This window comes from Brevundimonas sp., from assembly GCF_036732845.1.
In the GTDB taxonomy this organism is placed as follows: domain Bacteria; phylum Pseudomonadota; class Alphaproteobacteria; order Caulobacterales; family Caulobacteraceae; genus Brevundimonas.
The window spans coordinates 74316-97317 of record NZ_DAINBO010000005.1 but is presented as its reverse complement, the minus strand read 5'-3'; the positions used below and the strand labels follow the sequence as shown (position 1 = coordinate 97317).

21 protein-coding genes and 1 other RNA gene are annotated in these 23002 nt (G+C 70.8%); 4 read left to right on the top strand and 18 right to left on the bottom strand.

The window, feature by feature from the left end; translation table 11 throughout:
- Positions 1–9: 9 nt before the first annotated feature.
- Together smc and V7D63_RS03390 are read left to right on the top strand one after the other, a co-directional pair.
- Positions 10–3450, top strand: a complete 3441-nt coding sequence (gene smc / locus V7D63_RS03395) for a chromosome segregation protein SMC (RefSeq protein ID WP_333590845.1) — start codon at positions 10–12, stop codon at positions 3448–3450.
- The gene (locus tag V7D63_RS03390) at positions 3447–3881 is read left to right on the top strand and encodes a hypothetical protein (RefSeq protein WP_333590844.1); all 435 of its coding nucleotides are present in this window, start codon (positions 3447–3449) and stop codon (positions 3879–3881) included. Before smc ends, V7D63_RS03390 begins: the two co-directional genes overlap by 4 nt.
- On the opposite strand, the gene murG is transcribed toward V7D63_RS03390, so the two are convergent.
- The 11 genes from murG to rnpB form a co-directional block, all read right to left on the bottom strand.
- Positions 3878–4966, bottom strand: a complete 1089-nt coding sequence (murG, locus tag V7D63_RS03385; RefSeq protein ID WP_333590843.1) for an undecaprenyldiphospho-muramoylpentapeptide beta-N-acetylglucosaminyltransferase — start codon at positions 4964–4966, stop codon at positions 3878–3880. The genes V7D63_RS03390 and murG overlap by 4 nt on opposite strands.
- 157 nt (positions 4967–5123) lie before the next feature.
- Positions 5124–6305 carry an FtsW/RodA/SpoVE family cell cycle protein gene (locus V7D63_RS03380; protein ID WP_333590842.1) on the bottom strand — a complete coding sequence of 394 codons (1182 nt, stop codon included), beginning with the start codon at positions 6303–6305 and terminating at the stop codon, positions 5124–5126.
- The gene (gene murD, locus V7D63_RS03375; RefSeq protein ID WP_333590841.1) at positions 6302–7804 is read right to left on the bottom strand and encodes a UDP-N-acetylmuramoyl-L-alanine--D-glutamate ligase; all 1503 of its coding nucleotides are present in this window, start codon (positions 7802–7804) and stop codon (positions 6302–6304) included. The genes V7D63_RS03380 and murD overlap by 4 nt, the downstream gene beginning before the upstream one ends.
- Entirely contained in the window at positions 7801–8910 is a 1110-nt protein-coding gene (gene mraY / locus V7D63_RS03370; protein WP_333590840.1) for a phospho-N-acetylmuramoyl-pentapeptide-transferase, read from the bottom strand. The genes murD and mraY overlap by 4 nt, the downstream gene beginning before the upstream one ends.
- Positions 8911–10341 (bottom strand): UDP-N-acetylmuramoyl-tripeptide--D-alanyl-D-alanine ligase, encoded by a 1431-nt coding sequence (locus V7D63_RS03365; RefSeq protein ID WP_333590839.1) that lies wholly within the window; start codon positions 10339–10341, stop codon positions 8911–8913.
- On the bottom strand, positions 10334–11803 hold the full coding sequence (locus V7D63_RS03360; RefSeq protein ID WP_333590838.1) for a UDP-N-acetylmuramoyl-L-alanyl-D-glutamate--2,6-diaminopimelate ligase: 1470 nt from the start codon (positions 11801–11803) through the stop codon (positions 10334–10336). Before V7D63_RS03360 ends, V7D63_RS03365 begins: the two co-directional genes overlap by 8 nt.
- A complete protein-coding gene (locus V7D63_RS03355; protein WP_333590837.1) occupies positions 11800–13569 on the bottom strand; it encodes a peptidoglycan D,D-transpeptidase FtsI family protein in 1770 nt (589 codons plus the stop codon). Before V7D63_RS03355 ends, V7D63_RS03360 begins: the two co-directional genes overlap by 4 nt.
- The gene (ftsL, locus tag V7D63_RS03350) at positions 13566–13982 is read right to left on the bottom strand and encodes a cell division protein FtsL (RefSeq protein ID WP_333590836.1); all 417 of its coding nucleotides are present in this window, start codon (positions 13980–13982) and stop codon (positions 13566–13568) included. The genes V7D63_RS03355 and ftsL overlap by 4 nt, the downstream gene beginning before the upstream one ends.
- Entirely contained in the window at positions 13979–14929 is a 951-nt protein-coding gene (gene rsmH / locus V7D63_RS03345) for a 16S rRNA (cytosine(1402)-N(4))-methyltransferase RsmH (RefSeq protein WP_333590835.1), read from the bottom strand. Before rsmH ends, ftsL begins: the two co-directional genes overlap by 4 nt.
- Positions 14926–15396, bottom strand: a complete 471-nt coding sequence (locus tag V7D63_RS03340) for a division/cell wall cluster transcriptional repressor MraZ (RefSeq protein ID WP_333590834.1) — start codon at positions 15394–15396, stop codon at positions 14926–14928. The genes rsmH and V7D63_RS03340 overlap by 4 nt, the downstream gene beginning before the upstream one ends.
- 283 nt (positions 15397–15679) lie before the next feature.
- Positions 15680–16068: RNase P RNA component class A (gene rnpB, locus V7D63_RS03335), an RNA gene on the bottom strand.
- A gap of 93 nt (positions 16069–16161) precedes the next feature.
- Between rnpB and V7D63_RS03330 the strand changes: the two genes are divergently transcribed.
- On the top strand, positions 16162–16773 hold the full coding sequence (locus tag V7D63_RS03330) for a hypothetical protein (RefSeq protein ID WP_333590833.1): 612 nt from the start codon (positions 16162–16164) through the stop codon (positions 16771–16773).
- On the opposite strand, the gene V7D63_RS03325 is transcribed toward V7D63_RS03330, so the two are convergent.
- The 3 genes from V7D63_RS03325 to sppA form a co-directional block, all read right to left on the bottom strand.
- Complete coding sequence (locus tag V7D63_RS03325; RefSeq protein ID WP_333590832.1) at positions 16770–17531, bottom strand: N-acetylmuramoyl-L-alanine amidase; 762 nt, start codon at positions 17529–17531, stop codon at positions 16770–16772. The two genes, V7D63_RS03330 and V7D63_RS03325, sit on opposite strands and share 4 nt — an antisense overlap.
- A gap of 4 nt (positions 17532–17535) precedes the next feature.
- A complete protein-coding gene (locus tag V7D63_RS03320; RefSeq protein WP_333590831.1) occupies positions 17536–17859 on the bottom strand; it encodes a hypothetical protein in 324 nt (107 codons plus the stop codon).
- A gap of 157 nt (positions 17860–18016) precedes the next feature.
- Positions 18017–19798: a signal peptide peptidase SppA gene (sppA, locus tag V7D63_RS03315; RefSeq protein WP_333590830.1), complete on the bottom strand. Its 1782-nt coding sequence runs from the start codon at positions 19796–19798 to the stop codon at positions 18017–18019.
- A gap of 214 nt (positions 19799–20012) precedes the next feature.
- On the opposite strand from sppA, the gene panD reads away from it, so the two are divergent.
- Entirely contained in the window at positions 20013–20369 is a 357-nt protein-coding gene (panD, locus tag V7D63_RS03310; protein WP_333590858.1) for an aspartate 1-decarboxylase, read from the top strand.
- A 67-nt stretch (positions 20370–20436) separates the two neighbouring features.
- On the opposite strand, the gene V7D63_RS03305 is transcribed toward panD, so the two are convergent.
- From V7D63_RS03305 to V7D63_RS03290, 4 genes are all read right to left on the bottom strand, one after another.
- The gene (locus V7D63_RS03305) at positions 20437–20730 is read right to left on the bottom strand and encodes a hypothetical protein (RefSeq protein ID WP_333590829.1); all 294 of its coding nucleotides are present in this window, start codon (positions 20728–20730) and stop codon (positions 20437–20439) included.
- Between the two features lie 91 nt (positions 20731–20821).
- Positions 20822–21616, bottom strand: a complete 795-nt coding sequence (locus tag V7D63_RS03300) for a winged helix-turn-helix domain-containing protein (protein WP_333590828.1) — start codon at positions 21614–21616, stop codon at positions 20822–20824.
- Between the two features lie 56 nt (positions 21617–21672).
- Positions 21673–22317, bottom strand: coding sequence for a ribonuclease HII (locus tag V7D63_RS03295; protein WP_333590827.1), 645 nt, complete (start codon positions 22315–22317; stop codon positions 21673–21675).
- Complete coding sequence (locus V7D63_RS03290) at positions 22317–22910, bottom strand: DNA-3-methyladenine glycosylase I (protein WP_333590826.1); 594 nt, start codon at positions 22908–22910, stop codon at positions 22317–22319. The genes V7D63_RS03295 and V7D63_RS03290 overlap by 1 nt, the downstream gene beginning before the upstream one ends.
- Positions 22911–23002 lie beyond the last annotated feature (92 nt).

Sequence of the window (23002 nt, the reverse complement as noted above, 5' to 3'; positions counted from 1 at the left end):
GCCGGAACGATGCAGTTCCAGCGCCTGAGGCTCGTCGGCTTCAAATCCTTCGTCGACCCGACCGAGGTGCAGATCGAGCCGGGCCTGACGGGCGTGGTCGGTCCCAACGGCTGCGGCAAGTCGAACGTGCTGGAGGGCCTGCGTTGGGTCATGGGCGCCAATTCAGCCAAGGCCATGCGCGGCCAGGGCATGGACGACGTGATCTTCGCCGGGGCCGCGGGCCGCCCGCAGCGCAGCCACGCCGAAGTCCAACTGACCATCGACAACGCCCAGAGGCGCGCGCCCCAGCCCTTCACCGACGCGGCGGTGCTGGAGGTGTCGCGGCGCATCGACCGAGGTCAAGGCTCGACCTATCGCATCAACGGCAAGGAGGTGCGGGCGCGCGACGTGCAACTGCTGTTCGCCGACGCCTCGACCGGCGCCAACTCTCCGGCCCTGGTGCGGCAGGGGCAGATTTCGGAGCTGATCGCCGCCAAGCCGCAGAACCGCCGCCGCATCCTGGAAGAAGCGGGCGGGGTCGCGGGCCTGCACACCCGGCGGCACGAGGCTGAATTGCGGCTGCGCGCGGCCGAGACCAACCTGGACCGGCTGGACGACATCGGGCGCGAGCTGGAGACCACCCTGACCCGGCTGAAGCGCGAGGCGCGCCAGGCCGAGAAATACAAGAAGATCTCGGCCGAGATCCGGGCCTTGCAGGCGGCCCTGCTCTATGTGCGCTGGAACGACGCGCGGGTGGCGGCCGAAACCGCGGCTGAGGAGCTGAAGGCGGCGGATCGCGCCGTGGCCGAGACGGCAGGGGCGTCCGCGGCGGCCCAGACGGCGGCGCTGAAGGCGCAGGAGGCCCTGAAACCGGCGCGGGAAGAGGATGCGGTGGCCGGCGCCCTGCTGCATCGGGCCAGTCTGGAGCGCGACCGGCTGGACATGGCCGAACAGGCGGCGCGGGCCGAGATCGAACGACTGGCCGCCGAGACCGCGCGCATCGCCGCCGACATCGAGCGCGAAACCGGCATGGCGACGGACGCCGAGGGGGAACTGGCGCGGGTCGCGACCGCCCTGGAGGCCCTGGCCGCCGAGATCGCCGCCGCACCCGAACGCGGGCCGGAACTGGAAGCCGCCCTGGCCGCCGCCGAGGACGCGCGCCGCGCCGCCGACGCCGAGGTCGAACGGGTGGCGGGCGCCGTGGCCGCCGTCGAGGCGCGGGTCTCGGCCGAGAACGCCCGCAAGCGCGACGCCGAGGCGCGTGTGACGCGGGCCGAACAGACCCAGACCGCCGCCCAACGCGAGCGCGAGGCCCTGGGACCGCTGGAGACGCCCGAGATCGCGGCGGCCCAAGAGGCGCTGACGACCGCCCAGGCCCAGCTCGCCGCCGCGCGCGCCGCCGTCGAGACCGCCGAGACCGACCGGGGCGACAAGGCGCGGGCCGAGGCCGAGGCGCGCCAGACCGCGCGGGCCGCCGAAGACCGGTTGGGCCGATTGCAGACCGAGGCGCGCGGCCTGGCCCAACTGCTGGTCACGGCGCGGCGCGAACACGCCCCGGCCCTGGACAGCGTCCGCGCCGACAAGGGCTATGAGGCCGCCCTGGCCGCCGCCCTGGGCGACGATCTGGACGCGGCGCTGGACGCCAAGGCCGCCGCCTATTGGGCCGGAGCCGCCGTGCCGACGCCGGACTGGCCCGCGGGCGTCGCCCCCCTGTCGACCCATGTAGCGGCGCCCGGCCAGTTGGCCGCGCGGTTGGCGCTGTGCGGGGTGGCGGCGCGGGACCAGGCGGCGCAACTGGCCGGGACCCTGCCGGTCGGGGCGCGGCTGGTGACGGTTCAGGGCGACCTCTATCGCTGGGACGGTTTCGTGCAGCGGGCCGAGGCGCCGCGCCCGGCCGCCGTGCGCCTGGCCCAGCGCACCCGGCTGTCGGAGCTGGAGTCCGAAATCGACGCGGGCAAGCCCGCGCTGGAGACAGCTCAGGCGGCGATGAAGGCGGCGGGCGAGGCCCTGCGCGCCGCCGACGAGATGGTGAAGACCGCCCGCGCCGCGCCCTTCCCGCTGGACAAGGCGGCCGCCGCCGCGCGTGACCGGCTGGAGGCCCTGACCCGCGACCAGGCGAGGAAGGAGGCCCGCGCCCAGGCCCTGGACGAGACCTTGACCCGCCTGACCGCCGAACTGGAGGCCGCCCAGACGGCCCTGGTCGAGGCGTCCGGGACCGAGGCGCCGTCCGAGACGCTGGACGCCCTGCGCGCCGAACTGGCCCAGGCGCGTCAGACCGCCGAGACCGCCCGCGCCGCCGCCGCCGCCGCCCGCGCCGAACGCGACGCCGAGGCGCGCGAAGGGGTCGCCCGCACCTCGCGGCTCGAAGGCCTGACGCGCGAACGCGACGGCTGGGCCAACCGGGCCAAGGACGCCCGCGCTCGCGTCACGACGCTGGACAAGGACGCGGAAAAGACCGCTCAGCAAAAGACCCTGGCCGAGACCGCGCCCGCCGGTTTCGCCGAGCAGCGCGGCAAGCTGCTGGATACGCTGACCGCCGCCGAGACCCGCCGCTCGGCCGCCGCCGACGCCTTGTCGGTGGTCGAAGCCGAGGCCGCCGAGGCTGACCGCACCGGCCGCGCCGCCGAGACCGCCGCCAGCCAGGCGCGTGAGGCCCGCGCCGGTCTGTCCGCCCGCGCCGAGGCCGCCGCCGACCGCCTGTTGGACTCCTCGAACCAGGTGCGCGAGACGGCGCAGATGTCGCCCGAGGAACTGGGCCAGAAGCTGAACGACGACGCCATCGCCCGCCCGCCGGACGCCGCCGGGGCCGAGAGCCTGCTGTATGGGCTGGAGCGCGAGCGCGACGCCCTGGGCGCCGTCAACCTGCGCGCCGAGGAGGAGGCCGTCGAATACGGCGACCGCCTGAACGCCATGCGCGAGGAGCGCAGCGACCTGACATCGGCCATCGCCAAGCTGCGCGACGGCATCGACGAGTTGAACGCCGAAGGCCGCGAACGGCTGATCGCCGCCTTCGACATCATCAACGACAACTTCAAGGCCCTGTTCGAGGCCCTGTTCGGCGGCGGCCAGGCCGAGCTGAAACTGGTCGAATCCGACGATCCGCTGGAGGCCGGGCTGGAGATCTACGCCTGCCCGCCGGGCAAGCGGCTGTCGGTCATGAGCCTGATGTCGGGCGGCGAGCAGGCCCTGACGGCGGCGGCCCTGATCTTCGCCGTCTTCCTGGCCAACCCTGCGCCCGTCTGCGTGCTGGACGAGGTGGACGCCCCGTTGGACGACGCCAACGTCGACCGCTTCTGCCGAATGCTGGACGAGATGCGCAAACGCACCGACACTCGCTTCATCGTCATCACCCACAATCCGGTGACCATGAGCCGGATGGATCGTCTGTATGGCGTGACCATGCCCGAGCGCGGCGTGTCGCAACTGGTCAGCGTCGATCTGAGCCAGGCCGAGCGGATGGTGGCGGCGTGATCGCCGTCGTCCTGGCCGCCGCCGCCCTGCTGCAGGCCCCGCCGCACCTGGTCCTGACCGGCGTCGGACGCTGGGCCATGTTCGCCGACGCCGCCTCGATCACGCGCGAGGGCGACGGGGCGCGGATGCGGGCCTTTCAGGTCGCCGAGACGGACTTTACGGCGGGCGGCCAGGCCTATTGGGGCGGCTGGTCGTGGTGGCGGTTCGATTGCGCGGCCGGAACCGCCGACCGCCTGGACTTCGCCTCGGTCGCCGTCGGCGGACAGGAAGGCCCGGCCATGCCGATAGACAACCGGCCCCAGCCCCTCGCGCGCGGCGGCGACGCGGCCGAGCTGGCCGCCGTGGCCTGTGCGACAGAGCCGCCGCGGGCGGCCGATGCGGTCACCGTGGAGGCGGCCGTGACCCTGGGCCGGGCGCACCTGGCGGACTAGGCGGCCGTCGCCTCGACCAGATCGGCCAGGCGGCGCGCGGCGTCAGGAATAGCGGCGGTGCGGGCGGCGGCGGACATGGCGGCCAGGCGCGACGGATCGGCCAGCAGGGGCTGGACGACATCGGCCAGGCGTTCCGGCGTCAGGGCGTCCTCGGCGATGACCACGGCGGCGCCCGCCCCGCTCAGGGCGGCGGCGTTCAGCGTCTGATGATCGTCGGTGGCGATCTTCAGCGGGATCAGCACCGACGGCAGGGCCGCCACCGCCAGTTCGGAACAGGTCGAGGCGCCCGCCCGGCCGATGACCAGATGCGCGCTCGACAACAGGGCCGCCATGTCACGGAAGAAGGGCGCGGTCTCGGCCTCGATCCCGGCCTCCAGATAGGTCTGGCGCGCGGCCTCCAGCACATCGGGCCGGGTCTGCTGGCGCACCTTCAGGCGCCCGCGCAGATCGGCGGGCAGGCGGGCCAGGGCGGCCGGGACGCCTTCGGACAACAGGCGCGCGCCCTGGCTGCCGCCAGTGACCAGGATCTCGATCGGCCCATTCGGCGTCGGCGGCGCATAGGCCCGGTTCATCAGGGCGGCGATCTCGGCGCGAACCGGACTGCCGACGAGTTGGGCGCGGGCGGCCACGGCCGGGCTGGCGCGGCCCAGGGTCGGAAAGGACGAGGCGACCGCCTTGACCCGCGGCGCCAGCATCCGGTTGGTGCGGCCCAGCACCGCATTCTGCTCATGAATCACGGTGGGCAGGCCGTCGATCAGGGCGGCGGTCAGGGCCGGCGCCGACGGATAGCCGCCAAAGCCGACGACCACCGCCGCGTCCAGACGACGAAAGGCGCGGCGCGCCTGGATCACGCCCTTGCCGATGGCCACGCCCGCCTTCAACAGGCCGAGAGGACCCGAGCCGGTGGCGGCGTCCAGAGCCAGTCGTTCCTCGGCCGGGAAGCTCTGGGCGTAGCGTTCGCCGCGATGATCGGTCGCCAGCACGATGCGCCAGCCGCGCGCGGCCATTTCCCGCGCCAGGGCCTCGGCCGGAAACATATGGCCGCCGGTGCCCCCGGCGGCGACGACGCAGACTTTGGCGGTCATTCAGGCTCCCGTGAATTCTTCTGCTCCGTCATCCTCGGGCTTGACCCGAGGATCAAGCGAAGAAGCGGGCTGTCGGACGAACATCGCGCGCAACCGTCGGCCCGACAGGTCGTCGCGGTCTCTGATCCCCGGGTCAGGCCCGGGGACGACGGCAGAGTCACGGCAACAGGCGCCGACGCGGGATCAGGCTGGCGCCCGGCTCATAGGCACCCGGACGACGGCGCGTCAGGGCCAGGGCGAAGCCCATGGTCAGACCCATGGCCGCCATGGACGATCCGCCATAGCTGATGAAGGGCAGGGTCATGCCCTTGGTCGGGATCAGGTTCAGGTTGACCGCCACATTGATGCAGGCCTGAAGCCCGATCAGCATGAACAGGCCCGCCGCCGCCGTCTGCTCGAACGGATCGTTCAGCCGCATGGCCTTCTTCATCCCCCGGATGACGATGAAGGCGTAAAGACCGATCATGGCCAGCGACAGCACCAGGCCGAACTCCTCGGCGCCGACCGAATAGATGAAGTCGGTGTGCAGATCGGGAACCGAGCGCTTCATCACCCCCTCGCCCACGCCGCGCCCGACCAGGCCTCCGGCGCGAATGGCCTCGGACGCCCGGTCGATCTGGAAGGTGGCGTCGGCGTCGGCCGAGCCGTGGGCGGCCAGGCGGTCGCGAAAGTGGCTGAAGCTCATGAAGATGGCGATCAGGCCCGCCGCACCGACGCCCGCCAGGGCCATGACCCACTTCAACGGCACCCCGGCCATGAAGAAGACGGCCATGAAGGTGGTGGTGATCAACAGGGTCTGGCCGATGTCCGGCTGGATCAACAGCAGGGCGACGGTCAGGCCCCAGGCCAGAAAGGCGATGGAGACGCCGGGCACGCCCTGCCCCTTCTGCGATTCCGCGAACATCCAGGCGGCGAAGACGATCAGGCAGGGCTTGGCGAACTCGGACGGTTGCAGGCTGAACGGTCCCAGGTTCACCCAGCGCGCGGCGCCCTTCACCGTGTCGCCGATGAAGGGCAGCAGCATCATCACGAAAACGGCCCCCAGCAGGCCCAGCACGGCGATGCGCCGAACCCCGCGCGGCGACAGCAGGGAGGTCAGCAACATGATCGTCACCCCGCCCGTGGCGAAGACGATCATCCGCCAGGAATAGTGGAAGGGATCGCTGATCGATTCATCGGCCAGGATGGCGGCCGGGCTGGAGGCGAAGCTGAGCGCCACGCCCAGGCCGACCAGGGTCAGGGCGGCGGCCAACAGGCCGCGATCGACCGTCCAGAACCATTTGGCGATCAGGCTCTGATCGTTGCGCGAAAAGGGATGGGACCAGCCGGGCGCGCTCATGCGGCGGTCTCCGGCTCGGCGCCGAGCGCCAGGACGGCGGCGCGGAAGGCTTCGCCCCGCGCCTCGAAATCCGGGTACTGGTCGAAACTGGCGGCGGCGGGGCTGAGCAGGACCACCTGGTCGCGGCCCGTCGCGGCGGCGGCCTGGGCGGCGGCCTGGGCGGCGTCGCGCACGGCGGCCGCCATGTCGCCGCTGATGCGGTGCGGCGTGTCGCCCCCGGACGCGGCTTGCAGGGCGGCGGCGAAGGGTCCGGCCGCCTCGCCGATCAAAAAGGCCTCGGTCACGCGTGGGAACAGGTCGGCCAGATCGTCGATGCCGCCCGCCTTGGCCCGCCCCCCCGCGATCCAGAAGACCCGGTCATAACTGGACAGGGCCTGACGCGCGGCGTCGGCGTTGGTGGCCTTGGAGTCATTGACGAACCGCACCCGGCCCAGCCGCCCGACCGGCTCCATGCGATGGGCCAGGCCTGGGAAGGAAAGCAGGCCGGTGACGGTTCGTTCGTGAGGGACACCAAGGGCGCGGGCCGCCGCATAGGCGAAGGCGGCGTTCTGAGCGTTGTGATTGCCGGGCAGGGAGCGAGCTTTCGTCAGGTCGGCAAGGAAAAGCCCATCCGCCGTCAGTTCCCCGTCGCACGCCTCCATTGAGATGAAGTGTCCGTCGTGGAATGCCTGTTCCCATGCGGCTCCGCGACGACCAACCTGGTCAACGGGAGTACCTCCACGTTTGCCCCCGCCAACAACAAGGACCCTTGTAGTGACGGTTGTGGTCCAACCAGTTCGCGGCAAGCCATAGGCGATTGGCTTGATCCACTGGTCATCGGTTCCCACGAGTGCGGTCTTACCTGCTCCGTGCGCCTTAAATATTCGAGCCTTGGCCGCGACATAGCCGTCCATGCCGCCGTGCCGGTCCAGATGGTCCGGGGTGATGTTGGTCAGGATGGCGACGTCCGGCGCGAAACGGGTCGTCAGGTCCAACTGATAGCTGGACACCTCGACCACATAGACGGCGCCGGGCGTCGGTGCGGGCAGGGCCAGGACGCCGATGCCGATATTGCCGCCGACGTGGACCGTCAGGCCCGCCTGTTTCAGCACCCAGCCGATCAGGGCCGTGGTGGTGGACTTGCCGTTGGTGCCGGTGATGGCGATCACGCGCGGCCGTTCGCCGTCGGGCAGGGCCGCGATGGCCCGCGCGAACAGTTCGATGTCGCCGATCACCTCGACGCCCGCAGCCTTAGCCTTGCCGACGGTCCAGTGCGGCTTGGGATGGGTCAGGGGCGCACCGGGCGACAGGACCAGGGCGGCGAAGCTGGACCAGTCGGCGACGGTCAGGTCCTCGACGGCGAAACCCTCGGCCTCGGCCTGCATCCGCGACGAGACGCTGTCGTCCCACAGGATGGGCTGGGCGCCTCCGGCCTTCAGCGCGCGCGCGGCCGTGATCCCCGACCGGCCCAGGCCGAAGACCGCGACGCGGCGCCCCTCGAAGCCGGATACCGGGATCATCTGAGTTTCAGCGTCGACAGGCCGATCAAGGCCAGCATGGCGGCCACGATCCAGAAGCGGATGACCACGGTCGATTCCGGCCAGCCCAGCTTCTCGAAATGGTGGTGGATCGGCGCCATCAGGAAGATGCGTTTGCCGGTGGCCTTGAAGTAGGCGACCTGGATCATGACCGAGGCGGCCTCGATCACGAACAGGCCGCCGATGATGCCCAGCACCAGTTCATGCTTGGTCGCCACGGCGACGGCGCCCAGCGCCCCGCCCAAAGCCAGCGAGCCGGTGTCGCCCATGAAGATCTTGGCCGGCGGGGCGTTGTACCAGAGAAAGCCCGTCCCCCCGCCGATGATCGCCGCCAGGAAGATCGCCAACTCGCCCGCGCCGGGCACATGGTGGACGCCCAGATAGTCCGCGAAGATGAAGTTGCCGACCAGATAGGCGATGATGCCGAAGGCCGCCGAGGCCATCATCACCGGCACGATGGCCAGGCCGTCCAGTCCGTCGGTCAGGTTCACCGCGTTCGAGAAGCCGACGATGGTGAAGGCCGCGAAGGCCACATAGAACCAGCCGACGTTCAACAGCACGTTCTTGAAGAACGGGAAGGCGATCGAGGTCTCCAGGTTCGGCGAGGTCGGCGAAATGGTCATCCAGACCACAGTCATGATCCCGGCGATGACGGCGATGACGGTCTGGGCGGCCAGTTTCTGTTTCGAGGTCAGGCCGGCCGAGGTCTGTTTCGTCACCTTGGCGTAGTCGTCGACGAAACCCAGCACGCCGAAGGCCGCCGTCACGAAGCTGACGATCCAGATGTAGGGATTGGTCAGGTCGCCCCACAGCAGCACCGCCACCGCTATGCCCGCCAGGATCATCAGCCCGCCCATGGTCGGGGTGCCGACCTTGGACAGGTGCGACACCGGCCCGTCGTCGCGGATCGGCTGGCCCTTGCCCTGTTTGACCCGCATCCAGGCGATGAAACGGCTGCCCATGGCGACCGCCACGATCATGGCCGTCAGCATGGCCAGGGCGACCCGCACCGTCTGGTACTGGACCAGGTTCAGCAGGGGATAATCCTGCGCGACGTCGGCGTAATAGAGATAGAGCAGATAGAACATTCAGACGCTCCCCATCGCGTCGTTCAGGCCATGACGGCGTTCGAGATCGGCCAGGGCGGCGGCGATCAGCGAGGCCTTGGACCCGTTCGATCCCTTGACCATGACGATGTCGTTCGGCTGGACCAGATCATCGGCGATCTCGGCCAGGTCGGCGGCCGCCTCGCGCCATTCGCCGCGCCGTTCGGGCGCCAGGGCGTCGTACAGCCAGCGCATCTGCGGCCCGGCGGCGTGTACGGTGTCGATGCCCGCCGCCTCGATGATCTCGGCCAGACCCGCGTGCAGCGTCCGGGCTTGGTCGCCCAGCTCCAGCATGTCGGTCAGGACCACGACGCGACGGCCGCCCGACGGCGGCGTCTTGGCGCCCAGGCTCTGGAAACCGGCGCGCATCGACAGCGGATTGGCGTTGTAGCTCTCGTCGATCAGGGTGAAGCCGCCGCCGGGAACGGCCACCCGGCGCGTCTGGCCCCGACCGGCCAGGGGCTGGAAATCCGACAGGGCGGCCAGGGCCGTCTCCACCGACACGTCCAGCGCCTCCAGCATCAGGATCACCGCCAGACTGTTCAGACCCCAGTGGAAGCCCGACTGCCGCAGGGTGAAGACATGGGTCCGGCCCCGGATCTCGGCGGTGACGCGCGCACCTTCGGGTCCCGGCGCGAAGTCGATCAAACGGGCGTCGTGACCGATCTCCGATCCGAAGGTCGAGATGCGCCCCCCCGCCTTCAGCGCGGCGGAACGCAGCACGTCGCGCCAGGGGTTGTCGCCGTTGACCACGGCCACGCCGCCGGGTCCCAGTCCCTCGAAGATCGCCGCCTTCTCACGCGCGATGCCGGTTTCGCCGTCCGAGAAGCCCTCGATATGCACCGGGCCGACGGTGGTGACGCAGGCGGCGTGCGGCTGGACCATCCGCGACAAGGGCGCGATCTCGCCGGGCGCGTTCATGCCGATCTCGAACACCGCACGCTCGACCGACGGATGCATCCGAGCCAGGGTCAGGGGCACGCCGATGTGGTTGTTGTAGCTCTTGATCGAGGCGTGGGCGGGACCGGCCAGGTCGAGACCCGCCTTGATCGCCTGGGTCACGCTGGTCTTGCCGACGCTGCCGGTGACGGCGCCGCGACGGACCTGGGGCGCACGGTCGCGAGCGGCGGCGCCCAGGGCTTCCAGCGCCGTCTGGGTGTCGTCCACGACGATGCACGGTCCGCCGTCGACCGGACGTTCGACCAGCGCCCCGACCGCGCCCGCCGCGAAGGCTCCGGCGGCGAAGTCATGGCCGTCGCGCGCACCTTTCAGGGCGATGAACAGGTCGCCGGGACCGATCTCGCGGCTGTTGTAGGTGACGCCGTTCGCCTCGAACGAAGCCCCTTCGATCCGTCCGCCGACGGCCATGGCGATTTCGGGGGCCGTCCACAGCGGGCGATGACGGTCAGGCATAGGCGTTCAGGGTCTCTGCGGCGACGGCGGCGTCGTCGAAGGGATGAGTCGTTCCGCCGACGATCTGGCCCTGTTCATGCCCTTTTCCGGCGATCACGACCACATCCCCGTCACGCATCATCGCGATGGCCGCTTCGATGGCCGCGCGTCGGTCGCCGATCTCCAGGGCGTCGGGGCAGCCCGCCCTGACCTCGGCGCGGATGGCGGCTGCGTCTTCCGAGCGGGGATTGTCGTCGGTGACGATGGCCACGTCGGCCAGACGCCCCGCCGCCGCGCCCATCAGCGGACGTTTGGCCCGGTCGCGGTCACCGCCCGCGCCGAAGACGACGATCAGCCGTCCCGTCGCGTGGGGGCGCAGGGCGGCCAGCACCGTCTCCAGCCCGTCAGGCGTATGGGCGTAGTCGACATAGACCTCGCCGCGTCCTCCGCCGGGAATGCGTTGCAGCCGCCCAGCCGCGCCCTCGATCTTCTCCATGGCGCCCAGCACCGAGGCGGCGTCGGCGCCCGCCGCGATGCACAGCCCCGCCGCGACCAGGGCGTTGGAGGCCTGGAAGGCCCCGGCCAGCGGCAACAGCACCTCGTGCAACTCGCCCCGGCAATCCAGGATCAGACGCTGGCCCTCGGGCACGGCGCGGCGCTCGATCAGGGTCAGGTCCCGGCCCCGCTCGCCCACGCCCATGACCCCGACCCCGGCCATGATCGAGGCCGAGGCGAAGGCGTTGAAGGCGTCGGAATCGGCGTTCAGCACCGCCGTCCGCCCACGCGGCAGCAGGGTGTCGAACAGCCTCAGCTTGGCCGCGCGATAGGCGGTCATATCGCCGTGATAGTCGAGGTGGTCCTGGGTCAGGTTGGTGAAGCCCGCGGCCTTCAGCGCCACCCCGTCCAGCCGCCGCTGGTCCACCCCGTGCGACGAGGCCTCCAGCGCCAGGTGGGTCACCCCCTGCCCCGCCAGTTCGGCCAGCAGGCGCGCGGCGTCGGCGGCGTCGGGGCTGGTCAGGCCGGGACCGGTCAGGGCCTGGGCCGCGCCCCTGCCCTGATAGACCACGCCCAGCGTGCCCATGCTGGCCGCCTTCAGGCCCATGGCGGCCCAGATCTGGCGGCAGAAGGCGGCGACCGAGGTCTTGCCGTTGGTGCCCGTCACGGCGACGCAGGTGGCGGGCTGGGCGCCGTAGAAGCTGCGCGCGGCGATGGCGTAGGCGCGGCGCACATCGTTGGAGGTGACCAGCACCGGCGCCGCTCCCGACGGGGTATCGGCGGGCGCCAGAACGGCGGCGGCGCCCTGGGCCAGGGCCTGGGGGATGAAGGCGCGGCCGTCGGACTGAGTTCCTGGCAGGGCCACGAACAGGGCGCCCGGCACCACCTTGCGGCTGTCCGAGGTCAGGCCGGTGATCACCGGATCGGCGCTGACGTCGCGACGCAGGAGGTCGGACAGTTTGAGAGCGCTCCCATGCTTCGCGCTCACAGGGCGCCCTCCGCCCGTTCGTCGGCCTGAGGCACGGCCTCGCCGGTGACGGTGCGCCAGCGGTCGGCGCGGCGCTGGACGCCCAGGAAGGGGGCGATGCGGTCGGCGATGCGGCCCACGGCGGGCGCCGCCACGAAACCGCCGGTGCGCGGATAGGTGGCCGGCTCGTCGACCAGGATGAAGATGGCATAGCGGCGCGCCGTCACCGGCCCGTCCGACGGGAAGACGGCGGCGAAGGAGCCGACCGCGTGGCTGGCGTCATAACGGCCGCCGACCAGTTTGTTGGCCGAGCCGGTCTTGCCGCCGACGCGCAGGCCCGGCGCCTCGGCCCGGCCGCCCGATCCGCGCACCACATTGCGGCGCATCAGGTCCAGCATGGTCAGTGACGTCTCCTGCGACACCACCTGGCGGATCTCGGGGTGACGCGCGCCGCCCTTGCGCAGGCTCAGCGGCACATAGCGCCCGCCGTTGGTCAGGGCGCCGTAGGCGGCGACCAGTTGGGCCGGGGTGATCATGATGCCGTAGCCGAACGACAGCGACGCCAGGGTCGAATCGTCCCACCGGCCCGGACGGCGCGGACGGGCGCTTTCCTTCAGCTCGATCGGCGCGGCGTCCAGCAGGCCCAGCCGCTGGAAATAGTTGCGCATCACGTCCGGTCCCATCTCGATGGCCAGGCGCGAGGTGCCGATGTTGGACGAATGGAGATAGACCTCCTCCAGCGTCATCACCTTGTTCTGGGCGTGGAAGTCGGTGATGCGGCGATTGCCGACCATCAGGGCGGCCGAGGCGTCGAACAGGGTGTCCATGTCGGCCCGACCGGTGTCCAGGCCCGCCGCCACGGTGAAGGATTTGAACACCGAGCCCATTTCGTAGTGGGCCGAGGTGAAGCGGTTCAGGGTCGCGCCCTCGACCGCCGCGCCGCGCTGGTCGCGGTCGAAGGTCGGCCAGGAGGCCATGCCCAGGACCTCGCCGGTGTGCACGTCGGTGACCACGCCGACCGCGCCCTTGGCCCCGGTCTCCAGGGCGGCGGCGGCCAGTTCGTTCTCCAGCACACCCTGCACGCGGATGTCGATGGACAGGGGATAGTCCACGCCCGCCTGACCGGCGGCGCGGATGTCGGCGTTGAAGGCCAGTTCGGCGCCCGAGACGCCCTGGCCGCCGGTGTCGGCGTCGCCGATCAGATGCTCGGCCGAGGCGCCCAGCGGATAGACGCGGCGATCCTCAGGCTCGAAGGTGATCCCGCCCAGGGCCAGGTCGTGCACGGCGGCCTTTTCGGCCGGAGTCAGGCCGGGCATGACGATCAGGCGGCGCTCGCCGTTCAGCACCTTGTTCAGCCGCGACCAGGACACGCGCGGCAGGACGCGCTTGATCTGGCGCGCGGCGGCGCCGCGGTCCCAGACCTCCGTCGGGTCGATATAGAGACCGTAGTGGGTGATGTTGGTCGCCAGCAGCGCCCCGTTGCGGTCCACCAGATCAGCGCGAACCAAGGCGCCCGGATTGGCGGCGTCGCCGAACCGGCCCCGATCAGCCAGAAGGGCCGCATAGGCCGCGCCCAGGGCCAGGCAGACGAACACCGCCACGAAGGCGCTCATGATCAGGAAGATGCGGACGCGGGTGTCTTCCTCGGGCCGGGCGTCGGCGCGGGCGCGCTCGAAGGCGTGCTCCAGCCGCCAGATCAGTTCGGCGATCCAGCGCCAGCCGGGCGCGATGCGGCGCGGCGCGGAATGGGACGCGGGCGGCCAGGCGTGGGGGTCGTGCACGCTCATTGCACGGCCTCTCGTTCGGCGGGCGCCGGGGCGGCTTCGGACGCGGCCGGAACCGTCGGCTCGACGATGACCGGCTTGGGATCAGGCTGGGGCGCCAGCTCGGTCAAGGCCGCCTCTCCGGCCTGACGGCGCGAATCCAGCGGGGCCAGACCGATGCCCCGCGACAAGGCCTCCAGACGGCCGGGCTGCTCCAGCCGCGTGACCTCGGCCCGCAGCAGACGCACACGCTGACGGTTCTCGGCGATCTGACGCTCCAGGTCGCCGATCTGGGCGCTCTCGCGGGCGGCCCCGGCCTTGGCGATATAGACCGACAGGATCATCAGGCCGACACAGGCCACGCCGATGATCTCGATCCAGCGGACGCCGCGGATCTTCCAGTCGAACAGGCGCTGAATCGGGTTCAGGGCGCTCATGCCGCCATCCCCCAGGCGGGCGCGTCGGTGCGCACCGCAGCGCGCAGACGGGCCGAACGGGCGCGGGGATTGGCGGCGCGTTCGATCTCGCCGGCCTCGCGCGCACCCTTGAACTGCAGGGTGAAGCTGGGCTTGCGGCTGTCGATGGCGACGGGCGCGTGACGCGAGCCGCCGGGCGTGTTGCCGGTCCGCTCGGTCAGGAACTGTTTGACGATGCGGTCTTCCAGCGAATGGAAGGTCACCACCGCCAGCCGCCCGCCGGGCGCCAGGGTCGCCTCGGCCGCCGCCAGTCCGGCGGTCAGTTCGCCCAGTTCGTCGTTCACGGCGATGCGCAGGGCCTGGAACACCCGCGTGGCCGGATGGATCGGCGCGCCGCGACGGCCGCCGACGGCCTTTTCGATGGTTTCAGCCAAATCCAGCGTGCGGGTGAAGGGCGCCTCGGCCCGGCGACGCAGGATGACGCTGGCGATGCGGCCGGACTGACGCTCCTCGCCATAGAGCTTGAAGATGTGGGCCAGCGGCCCATGGTCCCAACCGTTGACGATGTCAGCCGCGCTCTCGCCGTCCGACGACATCCGCATATCCAGCGGCCCGTCGCGCAGGAAGGAAAAGCCGCGCTCGGCCTGGTCCAACTGCATCGAGGAAACGCCGATGTCGAAGACCGCGCCGTCCAGCTTGGCCTCACCCGTACCGGCGAAGGCGGCCGACAGGCCCGAGAAGGGCGTGCGCACCAGTTGGAAGCGGCCGGGAAAGTCGGCGGCCACGGCCTCGGCGTGGGGCTGGACGCTGGGGTCGCGGTCCAGGGCGACGACCTTGGCGCCGGTCGCCAATATGGCGCGGGTGTAGCCGCCCGCGCCGAAGGTGGCGTCGATCATGACGTCGCCGGGCGCGGGGTTCAGGGCCTGGATGACTTCCGCCAGCAGGACGGGGGCGTGGGGCGCGCTCATTGCCCCTCCGTCTTCAATTGGGCCGCCAGACGCAGGGCGCCGAGCTGGGCCATGCCGGCCTTGGCCGCCTGACGCTGTTCGGCGCGGCGGGCGGCCCACTTGTCGCGGCTCCAGATCTGGAAGCGGTCGCCCAAGCCGACGATCATGACGGTGTCGGCCAGCCCCGCCTCGACGCACAGCGCCTCGGGCAGGGTGATGCGGCCGCCGCCGTCGAAGGCCAGCCGCGTCTGTTCACCCAGCACCTGCCACTCCAGCGCCGAGCGCTGCTCCGAGCCGAACGGCAGGGCGCGGATCATCTCCAGATAGGTGTTCAGCAGATGATCGCCGCCCGCCTCCAGGCAGTCGGCCTCGATCGAGGGAAAGCAGAAGATGCGGGCGTCGGCGCCGTTGTCGGCGGTGCGGAACTCCTGGGGGATCAGGAGCCGGCGCTTGCCGTCCAGTTGTTTCTCGAAGGTCGAGAAGAACACGCCCGCCCCAGTCGGACCCTGCGGCCCGCTCCCTCAATCCTCCGTCGCGAATGTGCGACGCCAACCCCAAATCATGATCTGGGATAGCATGGGATCAAATGGGTCTCAATGGGATTGGTTGACGCAATTTAACCATGACTGATCTGTGTCGCAGGGGTCACGGCGGCGCCAAAACAAGAACAGATGCGGAACATAGAAGTATTCACAGCCTGTGGATCGACCATGCGCCCCCGCATCGCCCAAGGGGTTAATGCGGCGCGCGGCTGTGGATGAGCGAGGGTAGAATGCCAGACGGCCTGTAAGCCGGGTTCTGTTCCGTCTCGAAAGACGGCGACGATCATTCCTCTGGGCCGACCCTTGCGGAGCGGCTCTCGCGACCAACCCGGGCGCCTCGGGCGGTGAACCCTGCGAACCGAAGCCCGCGCGACGCCCCTATTCGGTCTTGCTCCAGGCGGGGCTTGCCATGCCGGTCCCGTCGCCGGTCCCGCGGTAGGCTCTTACCCTACCCTTTCACCCTTACCCTGCTTCGCCAGAGGCTTCGCGGGGCGGTTTGCTTTCTGTGGCGCTATCCCTCGGGTCGCCCCGGGCGGAAGTTATCCGCCGCCTTTTCACCGTGGAGCCCGGACTTTCCTCGACGGGCGCGAAGCCCGCCGCGACCGCCCGGCCGTCTGGCGGGGCGACAGATGGGCCGGTCGCCGACCCGCGTCAAGCACGGCGTCAGGCGCTGTCAGTAGGCCCGCACCGCCGTTGGATTAGGATGACGGCATGATCATCCTGTTCGCCGCCCTGATGCTCATCGTCCAAAGTCCGCCCGACGAGGCGCGGATGCAACGGATCGGCCCGCACGTGCCCGCCTGCATCCGCGGCGAGGCCGCGCCGAACGAACTGATCGAGACCTGCGCCGAACGCCTGGCCGTGCGCGCCGAGGCCAAGGCCGTTCAAGACCGGATTCTGGAGGCCCGCCGCGCCACGGAGCGGGCCGAGGCCGTGCGCCTGTGGGGCGAACCGTGCGACGACATGGACGAGATGACGGGAAACTGCCCCGCCGACCGACGCATGGCCAGCCACGCCAAGGCCTGTATCGAGGCGCGCCCCGAGGGGCAGGGGCTTCGCGATTGCGTCGCCCACCGGGAGGCCAGCGGAACGCGCTACGACACCTGGGTTCAACGGGCCGAAGAGGCGAAGGCCAGGGCTGCGACGCCGGAACCGCAAGCTGAACCCGAACCCGCCCCGCCGCCCCGGCCGCGTTGTCGCCGCGAGACGACGCGCAGCCCGGACGGAGCCTCGGTCTCGACCACCCTGATCTGCGGCGACGGCGGCGAAACGGAACGGGCCGCACGTGAGGCCTTGGATCGGCTGATGCGGCCGCAGCGTTAAAGGACGCCCGTCACGCTCTCGGCGCTGGCCAGTTGCAACAGGCCGACCAGGCGGGCGCGGGTCTCGCCGTCGGCCACGCCGTCGATGGTCGAAGGCCGCCAGTGGCGCTGAAAGGCAACAACCGTCGCCTGCGTCTCTTCATCATAGGCGCCGCCGGGCTTCAGGCCGTAACCCAGGCGGTGCAGGCCCGAGCGCAGCACGATCACCCCCAGGCCCTCGTCGCCCGGCGACAGGGGCGCGCCCAGGGCCGCGATCCGCTCGGGAGCCGGGTCGAACCACAGGCCGTGCCCCGCCCCCGCCAGCCGTTTCCACGGGAACAGCTCGCCCGGGTCCTGCTTGCGGTCGGGCGCCAGGTCGGAATGGCCGATGATGCGGGCGTCGGGGATGGTCCAGCGGCCGCGGATGTCGGCGATCAGGTCGATGACGGCGCCGATCTGGACGTCCGGGAAGTCACAATAGCCGAATTCGTGGCCCGGATTGACGATCTCGATGCCGATGGAGGCGGCGTTGCAGTCGGTCTCGCCCTGCCAGGCGCCGCGACCCGCGTGCCAGGCGCGGCGCTCCTCGGCCACCAGGCGCAGGATCGAGCCGTCCTCGTTGACGACATAGTGGGCCGAGACCTTGGCCTCGGGATCGCGCAGGCGGGCGACGGCCTCATGGCCGGTCTTCATGCCGGTGTAGTGCAGCACCAACATGTCCGGCGGCGCGCGGCGTTGGTCGAAATTGGGCGACGGGGCGTCGAGGATGTTCAGAGCCATCGGCTCAGCGGGCCGAGCGGTCCCAGCCGTAGGCGACCCAGGTGCCGCCGACCTTGTGCGCCTCGATGATGTCGGGGTCGCCGGCGCGGCGGTTGGGCCGGCCGTTGCGACGCGCGCGCATGGCCAGGCCGGCGAAGAAGACGACCACGCCCGCGCACAGGGCGAACACGGCCACGGCGGCAGCCGTGAAGATCGCCAGCACGGCCCCGAAGACCAGGGCCGCGGCCGAGGCGATCAGTCCGGCCAGCCAGACGAACGGCGCCAGCAGGCCCGAAGGCCGACGGCGGGCGGCGATGCCGATCCGGGCGAAACCGTCAGACTGGGTCATCGAACATCCTCAAACGGGCGTCGGGGGAGAACGCCTCGCGGTCAATGTCGGTGCTTCCACCTGAACGGTCAATGGACGGCCCCTTCACAGGCGAGTGTGTCGCAGGGAATCGGCACGCCCCTCTCCCTCCCCCTGCGAGGGAGAGAGAATATGCGTCCTATCCCAACGGCTGGTCGGCCAGCACCGTGGCGCCGGATTGCCGGGCGCGGTCGGCCTGAATCCGGCGCATCGTCGCCTGGGCCGCCGGATCGTTCATGACGCCGCCCAGCATGACCAGGGCGTGCGCCGCCTCAGACTGGACGCCGAAGGCTTCCGACAGGGCCTCCCACGGCGACAGGGCCTTGGGATAGCGTTTGAAGCGAACCGACTCGTTTTCCGGGATGCGGGCCAGGGCGCGGGCGCGGTCGACGGCCTCGTTCAGGCCGCCCAGGTGATCGACCAGGCCCAGGGCCTTGGCCTGGGCGCCGGTCCAGACGCGGCCGCGCGCGATCTCGCGCACACGGGCGGCCGGGATGCGGCGGCCGGTCGAGACGCGCGTGACGAACTCGTCATAGGTGCGGTCCATCGAGGCGGCGTAGGCGCGACGTTGTTCCGGGGTCCAGGTTTCGCTGGGCGAGAAGGCGTCGGCGTATGGGCCGCCGATCGACAGGCCGCGCATGTCGACGCCGAACCGGCCGAGCGCATCGGCCAGCACGAACTTGCCGCCGAACACGCCGATCGAGCCGGTCAGGGTCGAAGGCTGGGCCACGATCTCATTGGCTTCGGAGCTGATCCAATAGCCGCCCGACGCCGCATAGGCGCCCATGGACACCACCACCGGCTTGCCCGCCGCCTTGGCCGCGCGCACGGCGGCCAGGATCTGTTCGGACGCCTCGGGCGAGCCGCCCGGCGAGGAGACGCGGAAGACGATGGCCTTCACGTCCTTGTCCTCGATCGCCTCATAGATGGCCGCCGCCGTGTCGTCGGAGCGGATGGATGAGCCGGAGCCGAACGGATCGGCGTCGATGCCCCGACCGGTCATGATGCCGCCCTCGCCGCCGACGATGGCGATGGCGCTGCGGCCCGAGCCGGCACGCTCGCCCTTGGCCGAAGCGTAGTCGCCGAACGTCACGATGTCGGCGTTGCGGCCGGCGCGCCGTTTGGCCTCGGCCTCGGCCTCCTCGACCTGGCCGACCTTGTCGATCAGCTTGTGTTGCAGGGCCTGGGCGGCGCTGTAGGGACCGGCTTCGATCACGGTCTTCAGAGCGGCCGGAGTCGTCCGGCGGTCCTGGGCGATATTGGCCAGGGCGCTGTTGTAGATGGAGGTCATCCAGGCCGTCATCGCCTCGCGGTGCGGCTCGGTGAAATCGCTGTGGGTGTAGACGTTGACGGCGTTCTTATACTCATAGCGCTGCTCGAACTCGGCGCGCACGCCGTAGCGGTCGAAGGCCCGGCCCAGGAAGACCTCGTCGGCGGCGAAGCCGGTGGCCTGGAAATTGGCCGTGTTCTGCATCCACAGTTCAGACGCCGAGGCGCCGACCATATAGCTGGACATCACCGCGCCCACGGGCTGGAAACCCTGCGAATGGGCGATGACCGGCTTGCCCGAGGCGCGGAAGCGGCGGATGGCCTGGCGCACCTCGTCGGCGGCGGCCGGGGTCATGCCGGCTTCCGGCAGGCGGACCAGCAGCACCTTGACGTGATTGTCCTGTTCCGCCTGGGCCAGCGTATCCACGACCTGGATCACCGACAGGCCCGAGCCGCCGAAACCGGCGAAGGGGTTTTGAACCGCCTGGTCGGTCAGGCCGCCGCGCAGGTCCAGCTCCAGCACCGCGTTGGAGGGCGTCGAAGGCTTCGACGAGGCTCCGGCGGCGGCCATGATCAGCACGAAGGGCACCACGATCACGAACAGCACCAGGCCGGCGAACACGCCCAGCAGCGTCAGGAAAAACTGTTTCATCTGAGGAGGATTAGGTCCAGGCGACGGCCGAAGGCGGCCATGTCCGACCCTATATGCGCAGGCGTAACCGTCAAATGAAGGTCGCGTCATGCGCGAACCCCCTGCGTCGTTGCAGCGCAGCATGACGATTGATGCGGCGCCCCGAAATCCCTATATCCCGGCGGCGAGCGGGGCGCGTTCCGGCCCCGCGTCATGGAAACGGATCGCACCGTTCATGCTGGTCACCCTGATGAAGGCCAAGCTGCACCGCGCGACGGTGACCCAGGCCGATCTCGATTACGAAGGCTCGATCGCCATCGATTCCGAGCTGTTGGACGCCGCCGGCATCTATCCGCACGAGCAGGTGGATGTGCTGAACATCACCACCGGCGCGCGCTTCACCACCTATGCCATCGAGGCCCCGCGCGGATCGCGTGTGATCGGCGTCAACGGAGCCGCCGCCCGTCTGGTGCAGAAGAACGACAAGGTGATCATCGTCACCTATGCCCAGATGGAGGACGAGACGGCGCGCCAGTGGTCGCCCTCGGTCGTGCTGCTGGACGACGACAACCGGATCAAGCGCGCGGCCTGACGCCCGCGACATCCCCACGCCTTTCGACGGCGGCGCCCGACCCGAGCGCCGCCGTTTTCAATTCCCCTTACGGAATCCAGACGTGCCCATCGCCCTGCCCCGGCGGAGGCGGCGGAGGCGGAGGCGGAGCCGGGGGCGCGGGCGGCGGGGGCGGCGGTCCCGGCGGCGGCGGAGGCGCAGGAGGCGCGGGCGGGGCCGGAGGCGCGGGCGGCGCCGGGCAGTCGCGAGCGGCGCCGGGCGAGCAGGTGTAGCGATAGACCGAAACCGTGCGGTCCTGCCGCGCGGCGGGCGGCGCCGTCTGAGCGGCGGATGCATCGACGTTCAGCAGAAGCGCGGCCGTCAGGAAAAAGGCGTTGAACATGAGTTCCGTCCGAAGGTTCGCGTCCGCGTCGGGTGCGGACCCGGCCATCTGCGGACCCCGAAATCCGGTGTTCAAGCGATGGACGCCGCCATCATGAAACGATCATCGAGGGCGGCGGAGGCGGCGCGGGGGGCGGTGGTGGAGGCGCGGGCGGCGGCGGCGGCGGCGGCGGAGCGGGCGGCGTCGGGGGCGCGGGCGGCGCGGCGGGACCGACGGGGCGATAGACATAGGCCGCCTCCCACGCCGTGGCGTCGGACGGCGTCTTCGTCGCGGATCGGGTTTCCAGGACCGACGGCTCGAACGTCGTCAGACGAGGCGCCGCGGACGTGTTCAGGATCGGGACCGCGACGACCTCGGGCGCGGCTTGGTTTGCGGCTTGCGTCGCGACGGCCTGGGGGACCTCCACCCTGATGAAACGGACGACCGGTTCGGCGCTGGGCGGATTGAGCGCCAGGATCAGCGCGACCGAGGCGGCCAGCGCCGTCCCGCTCCAGGCCAGGGCCGGATGGCTGACGACGCCGCGCCAGCGCCGGGCGGCGACGGTCGCGGCCGGTTCGGCGCGGACCAGCCGATAGCCGACCTGGCGGACGGTCTCCACGTCGGCGCCGCAGCCGTCGCATTCGGCCAGACGGCGGCGCAACTGATAGACGGCGCGGGCCATGACGCCATCGACGAGGTTCAGCCCGTCCCACACCTCGGCCAACAGGGTCTCGCGGGTCGTCACCGCGTCCGGCCGCCGCATCAGGCAGACCAGCAGGCGCATGACCTTCGGCTCCAGGGCCACGACCCGGCCGCCTTTGCGCAGTCGATTGCGCAACGGCTCGACCGTCCAGCCGCCCAGCCGCAAGGGCGCCGTGTCCGCATCACGCATCGGGTTGAGAGCCATGGCGTCCTCCCTGTCGAGACGTCAGGTGACCGCCGGATCAGGGCATTAAGGTGGCGTCAGCCCCCGGCGTCCAACAGGGCGCGGATCGGCGCCCAGGTGCGGCGATGGGCCGGGCACGGGCCAAGGGTCTGGAGCGCGTTGTGATGGATTGGGGCGTTATAGCCCTTGTGACCGGCGAAGCCGTAGCCGGGATAGACGGCGTCCAGTTCGATCATCAGCCGATCCCGCGCCGTCTTGGCCAGGATGGACGCCGCCGCGATCGACAGCGACAAGCCGTCGCCGCCGACCACTGGGCGCACCGCACACGGCAGTTTGAAACGGTAGTTGCCGTCGACCAGGGCCGTGACGGGCGTGACCGCCAGCGCCTCGACCGCCCGGCGCATGGCCAGGCCCGTGGCGTGCAGGATGTTCAGCTCGTCGATCTCTTCGACCGAGGCGAAGCCGACGCCCCAGGCGACGGCGCGGGCCTTGATCTCGATCTCCAGCGCCTCGCGCCGGACGGCGCTCAGGGCCTTGGAATCGTTCAGGCCCGCCGGAATGTCGTCGGGGTTCAGGATCACCGCCGCGGCCGAGACCGGCCCGGCCCAGGGTCCCCTGCCCGCCTCGTCCACGCCGCATACGGGACCACCGTCGGCGTCCAGCGCCGCCCGTTCCAGGGCGAAGGTCGGCGGGGTCTTGGGCGACTTGGCGCGTCCGGCCATCAGACGTCGCCCATGGCGCGAACGGGGTCGTGACGCAGACAGGTCGCGACATGGTCGTTGACCATGCCGGTGGCCTGCATGAAGGCATAGACGATCACCGGGCCGCAGAAGTTGAAGCCGCGCGCCTTCAGCGCCTTGGCCATGGCGACCGATTCCGGCGTCTGGGCCGGGACGTCGGCCAGGGTCGGCCGCGCGCCCTGAAGGGGCCTTCCATCGACGAACGACCACAGCCAGGCCGAGAAGTCCTCGCCGTTCTGCTGCATCTCCAGGAAGATTTTCGCGCCCCTGATGGCGCTGTCGATCTTGGCGCGCGAGCGGATGACGCCGGGGTCCGCCAGCAGCCGCGCGCGGTCGGCGTCGCCATAGGCCGCGACCTTGACCGGATCGAAGCCGTCGAAGGCGGCGCGCAGGCTGTCGCGTTTGCGCAATATGGTGATCCAGGCCAGGCCCGCCTGGAACCCGTCCAGCACCAGCTTCTCCCACAGGGCGCGCGGATCGTATTCGGGCACGCCCCACTCCTCGTCGTGATAGGCGACGTACAGCGGCTCGGTTCCGCACCAGGCGCAGCGGTGGATCGTGACGGATTCGCTCATGCCCGCAGCATCGCCTCGCGCCGCCGGGTCCCGCAAGCGCGGCGGCCGTCATGTCTGGAAAGTCGTGGCCGACCGGTGGTCTCTGGCATTAG

Coding starts and splice junctions, on each gene's coding strand:
- smc (WP_333590845.1), top strand. CDS start 10: ATGCAGTTCCAGCGCCTGAGGCTCGTCGGCTTCAAATCCTTCGTCGAC.
- murG (WP_333590843.1), bottom strand. CDS start 4,966: ATGACCGCCAAAGTCTGCGTCGTCGCCGCCGGGGGCACCGGCGGCCAT.
- V7D63_RS03380 (WP_333590842.1), bottom strand. CDS start 6,305: ATGAGCGCGCCCGGCTGGTCCCATCCCTTTTCGCGCAACGATCAGAGC.
- murD (WP_333590841.1), bottom strand. CDS start 7,804: ATGATCCCGGTATCCGGCTTCGAGGGGCGCCGCGTCGCGGTCTTCGGC.
- mraY (WP_333590840.1), bottom strand. CDS start 8,910: ATGTTCTATCTGCTCTATCTCTATTACGCCGACGTCGCGCAGGATTAT.
- V7D63_RS03365 (WP_333590839.1), bottom strand. CDS start 10,341: ATGCCTGACCGTCATCGCCCGCTGTGGACGGCCCCCGAAATCGCCATG.
- V7D63_RS03355 (WP_333590837.1), bottom strand. CDS start 13,569: ATGAGCGTGCACGACCCCCACGCCTGGCCGCCCGCGTCCCATTCCGCG.
- ftsL (WP_333590836.1), bottom strand. CDS start 13,982: ATGAGCGCCCTGAACCCGATTCAGCGCCTGTTCGACTGGAAGATCCGC.
- rsmH (WP_333590835.1), bottom strand. CDS start 14,929: ATGAGCGCGCCCCACGCCCCCGTCCTGCTGGCGGAAGTCATCCAGGCC.
- V7D63_RS03330 (WP_333590833.1), top strand. CDS start 16,162: ATGATCATCCTGTTCGCCGCCCTGATGCTCATCGTCCAAAGTCCGCCC.
- V7D63_RS03325 (WP_333590832.1), bottom strand. CDS start 17,531: ATGGCTCTGAACATCCTCGACGCCCCGTCGCCCAATTTCGACCAACGC.
- V7D63_RS03320 (WP_333590831.1), bottom strand. CDS start 17,859: ATGACCCAGTCTGACGGTTTCGCCCGGATCGGCATCGCCGCCCGCCGT.
- sppA (WP_333590830.1), bottom strand. CDS start 19,798: ATGAAACAGTTTTTCCTGACGCTGCTGGGCGTGTTCGCCGGCCTGGTG.
- panD (WP_333590858.1), top strand. CDS start 20,013: ATGCTGGTCACCCTGATGAAGGCCAAGCTGCACCGCGCGACGGTGACC.
- V7D63_RS03305 (WP_333590829.1), bottom strand. CDS start 20,730: ATGTTCAACGCCTTTTTCCTGACGGCCGCGCTTCTGCTGAACGTCGAT.
- V7D63_RS03300 (WP_333590828.1), bottom strand. CDS start 21,616: ATGGCTCTCAACCCGATGCGTGATGCGGACACGGCGCCCTTGCGGCTG.
- V7D63_RS03295 (WP_333590827.1), bottom strand. CDS start 22,317: ATGGCCGGACGCGCCAAGTCGCCCAAGACCCCGCCGACCTTCGCCCTG.
- V7D63_RS03290 (WP_333590826.1), bottom strand. CDS start 22,910: ATGAGCGAATCCGTCACGATCCACCGCTGCGCCTGGTGCGGAACCGAG.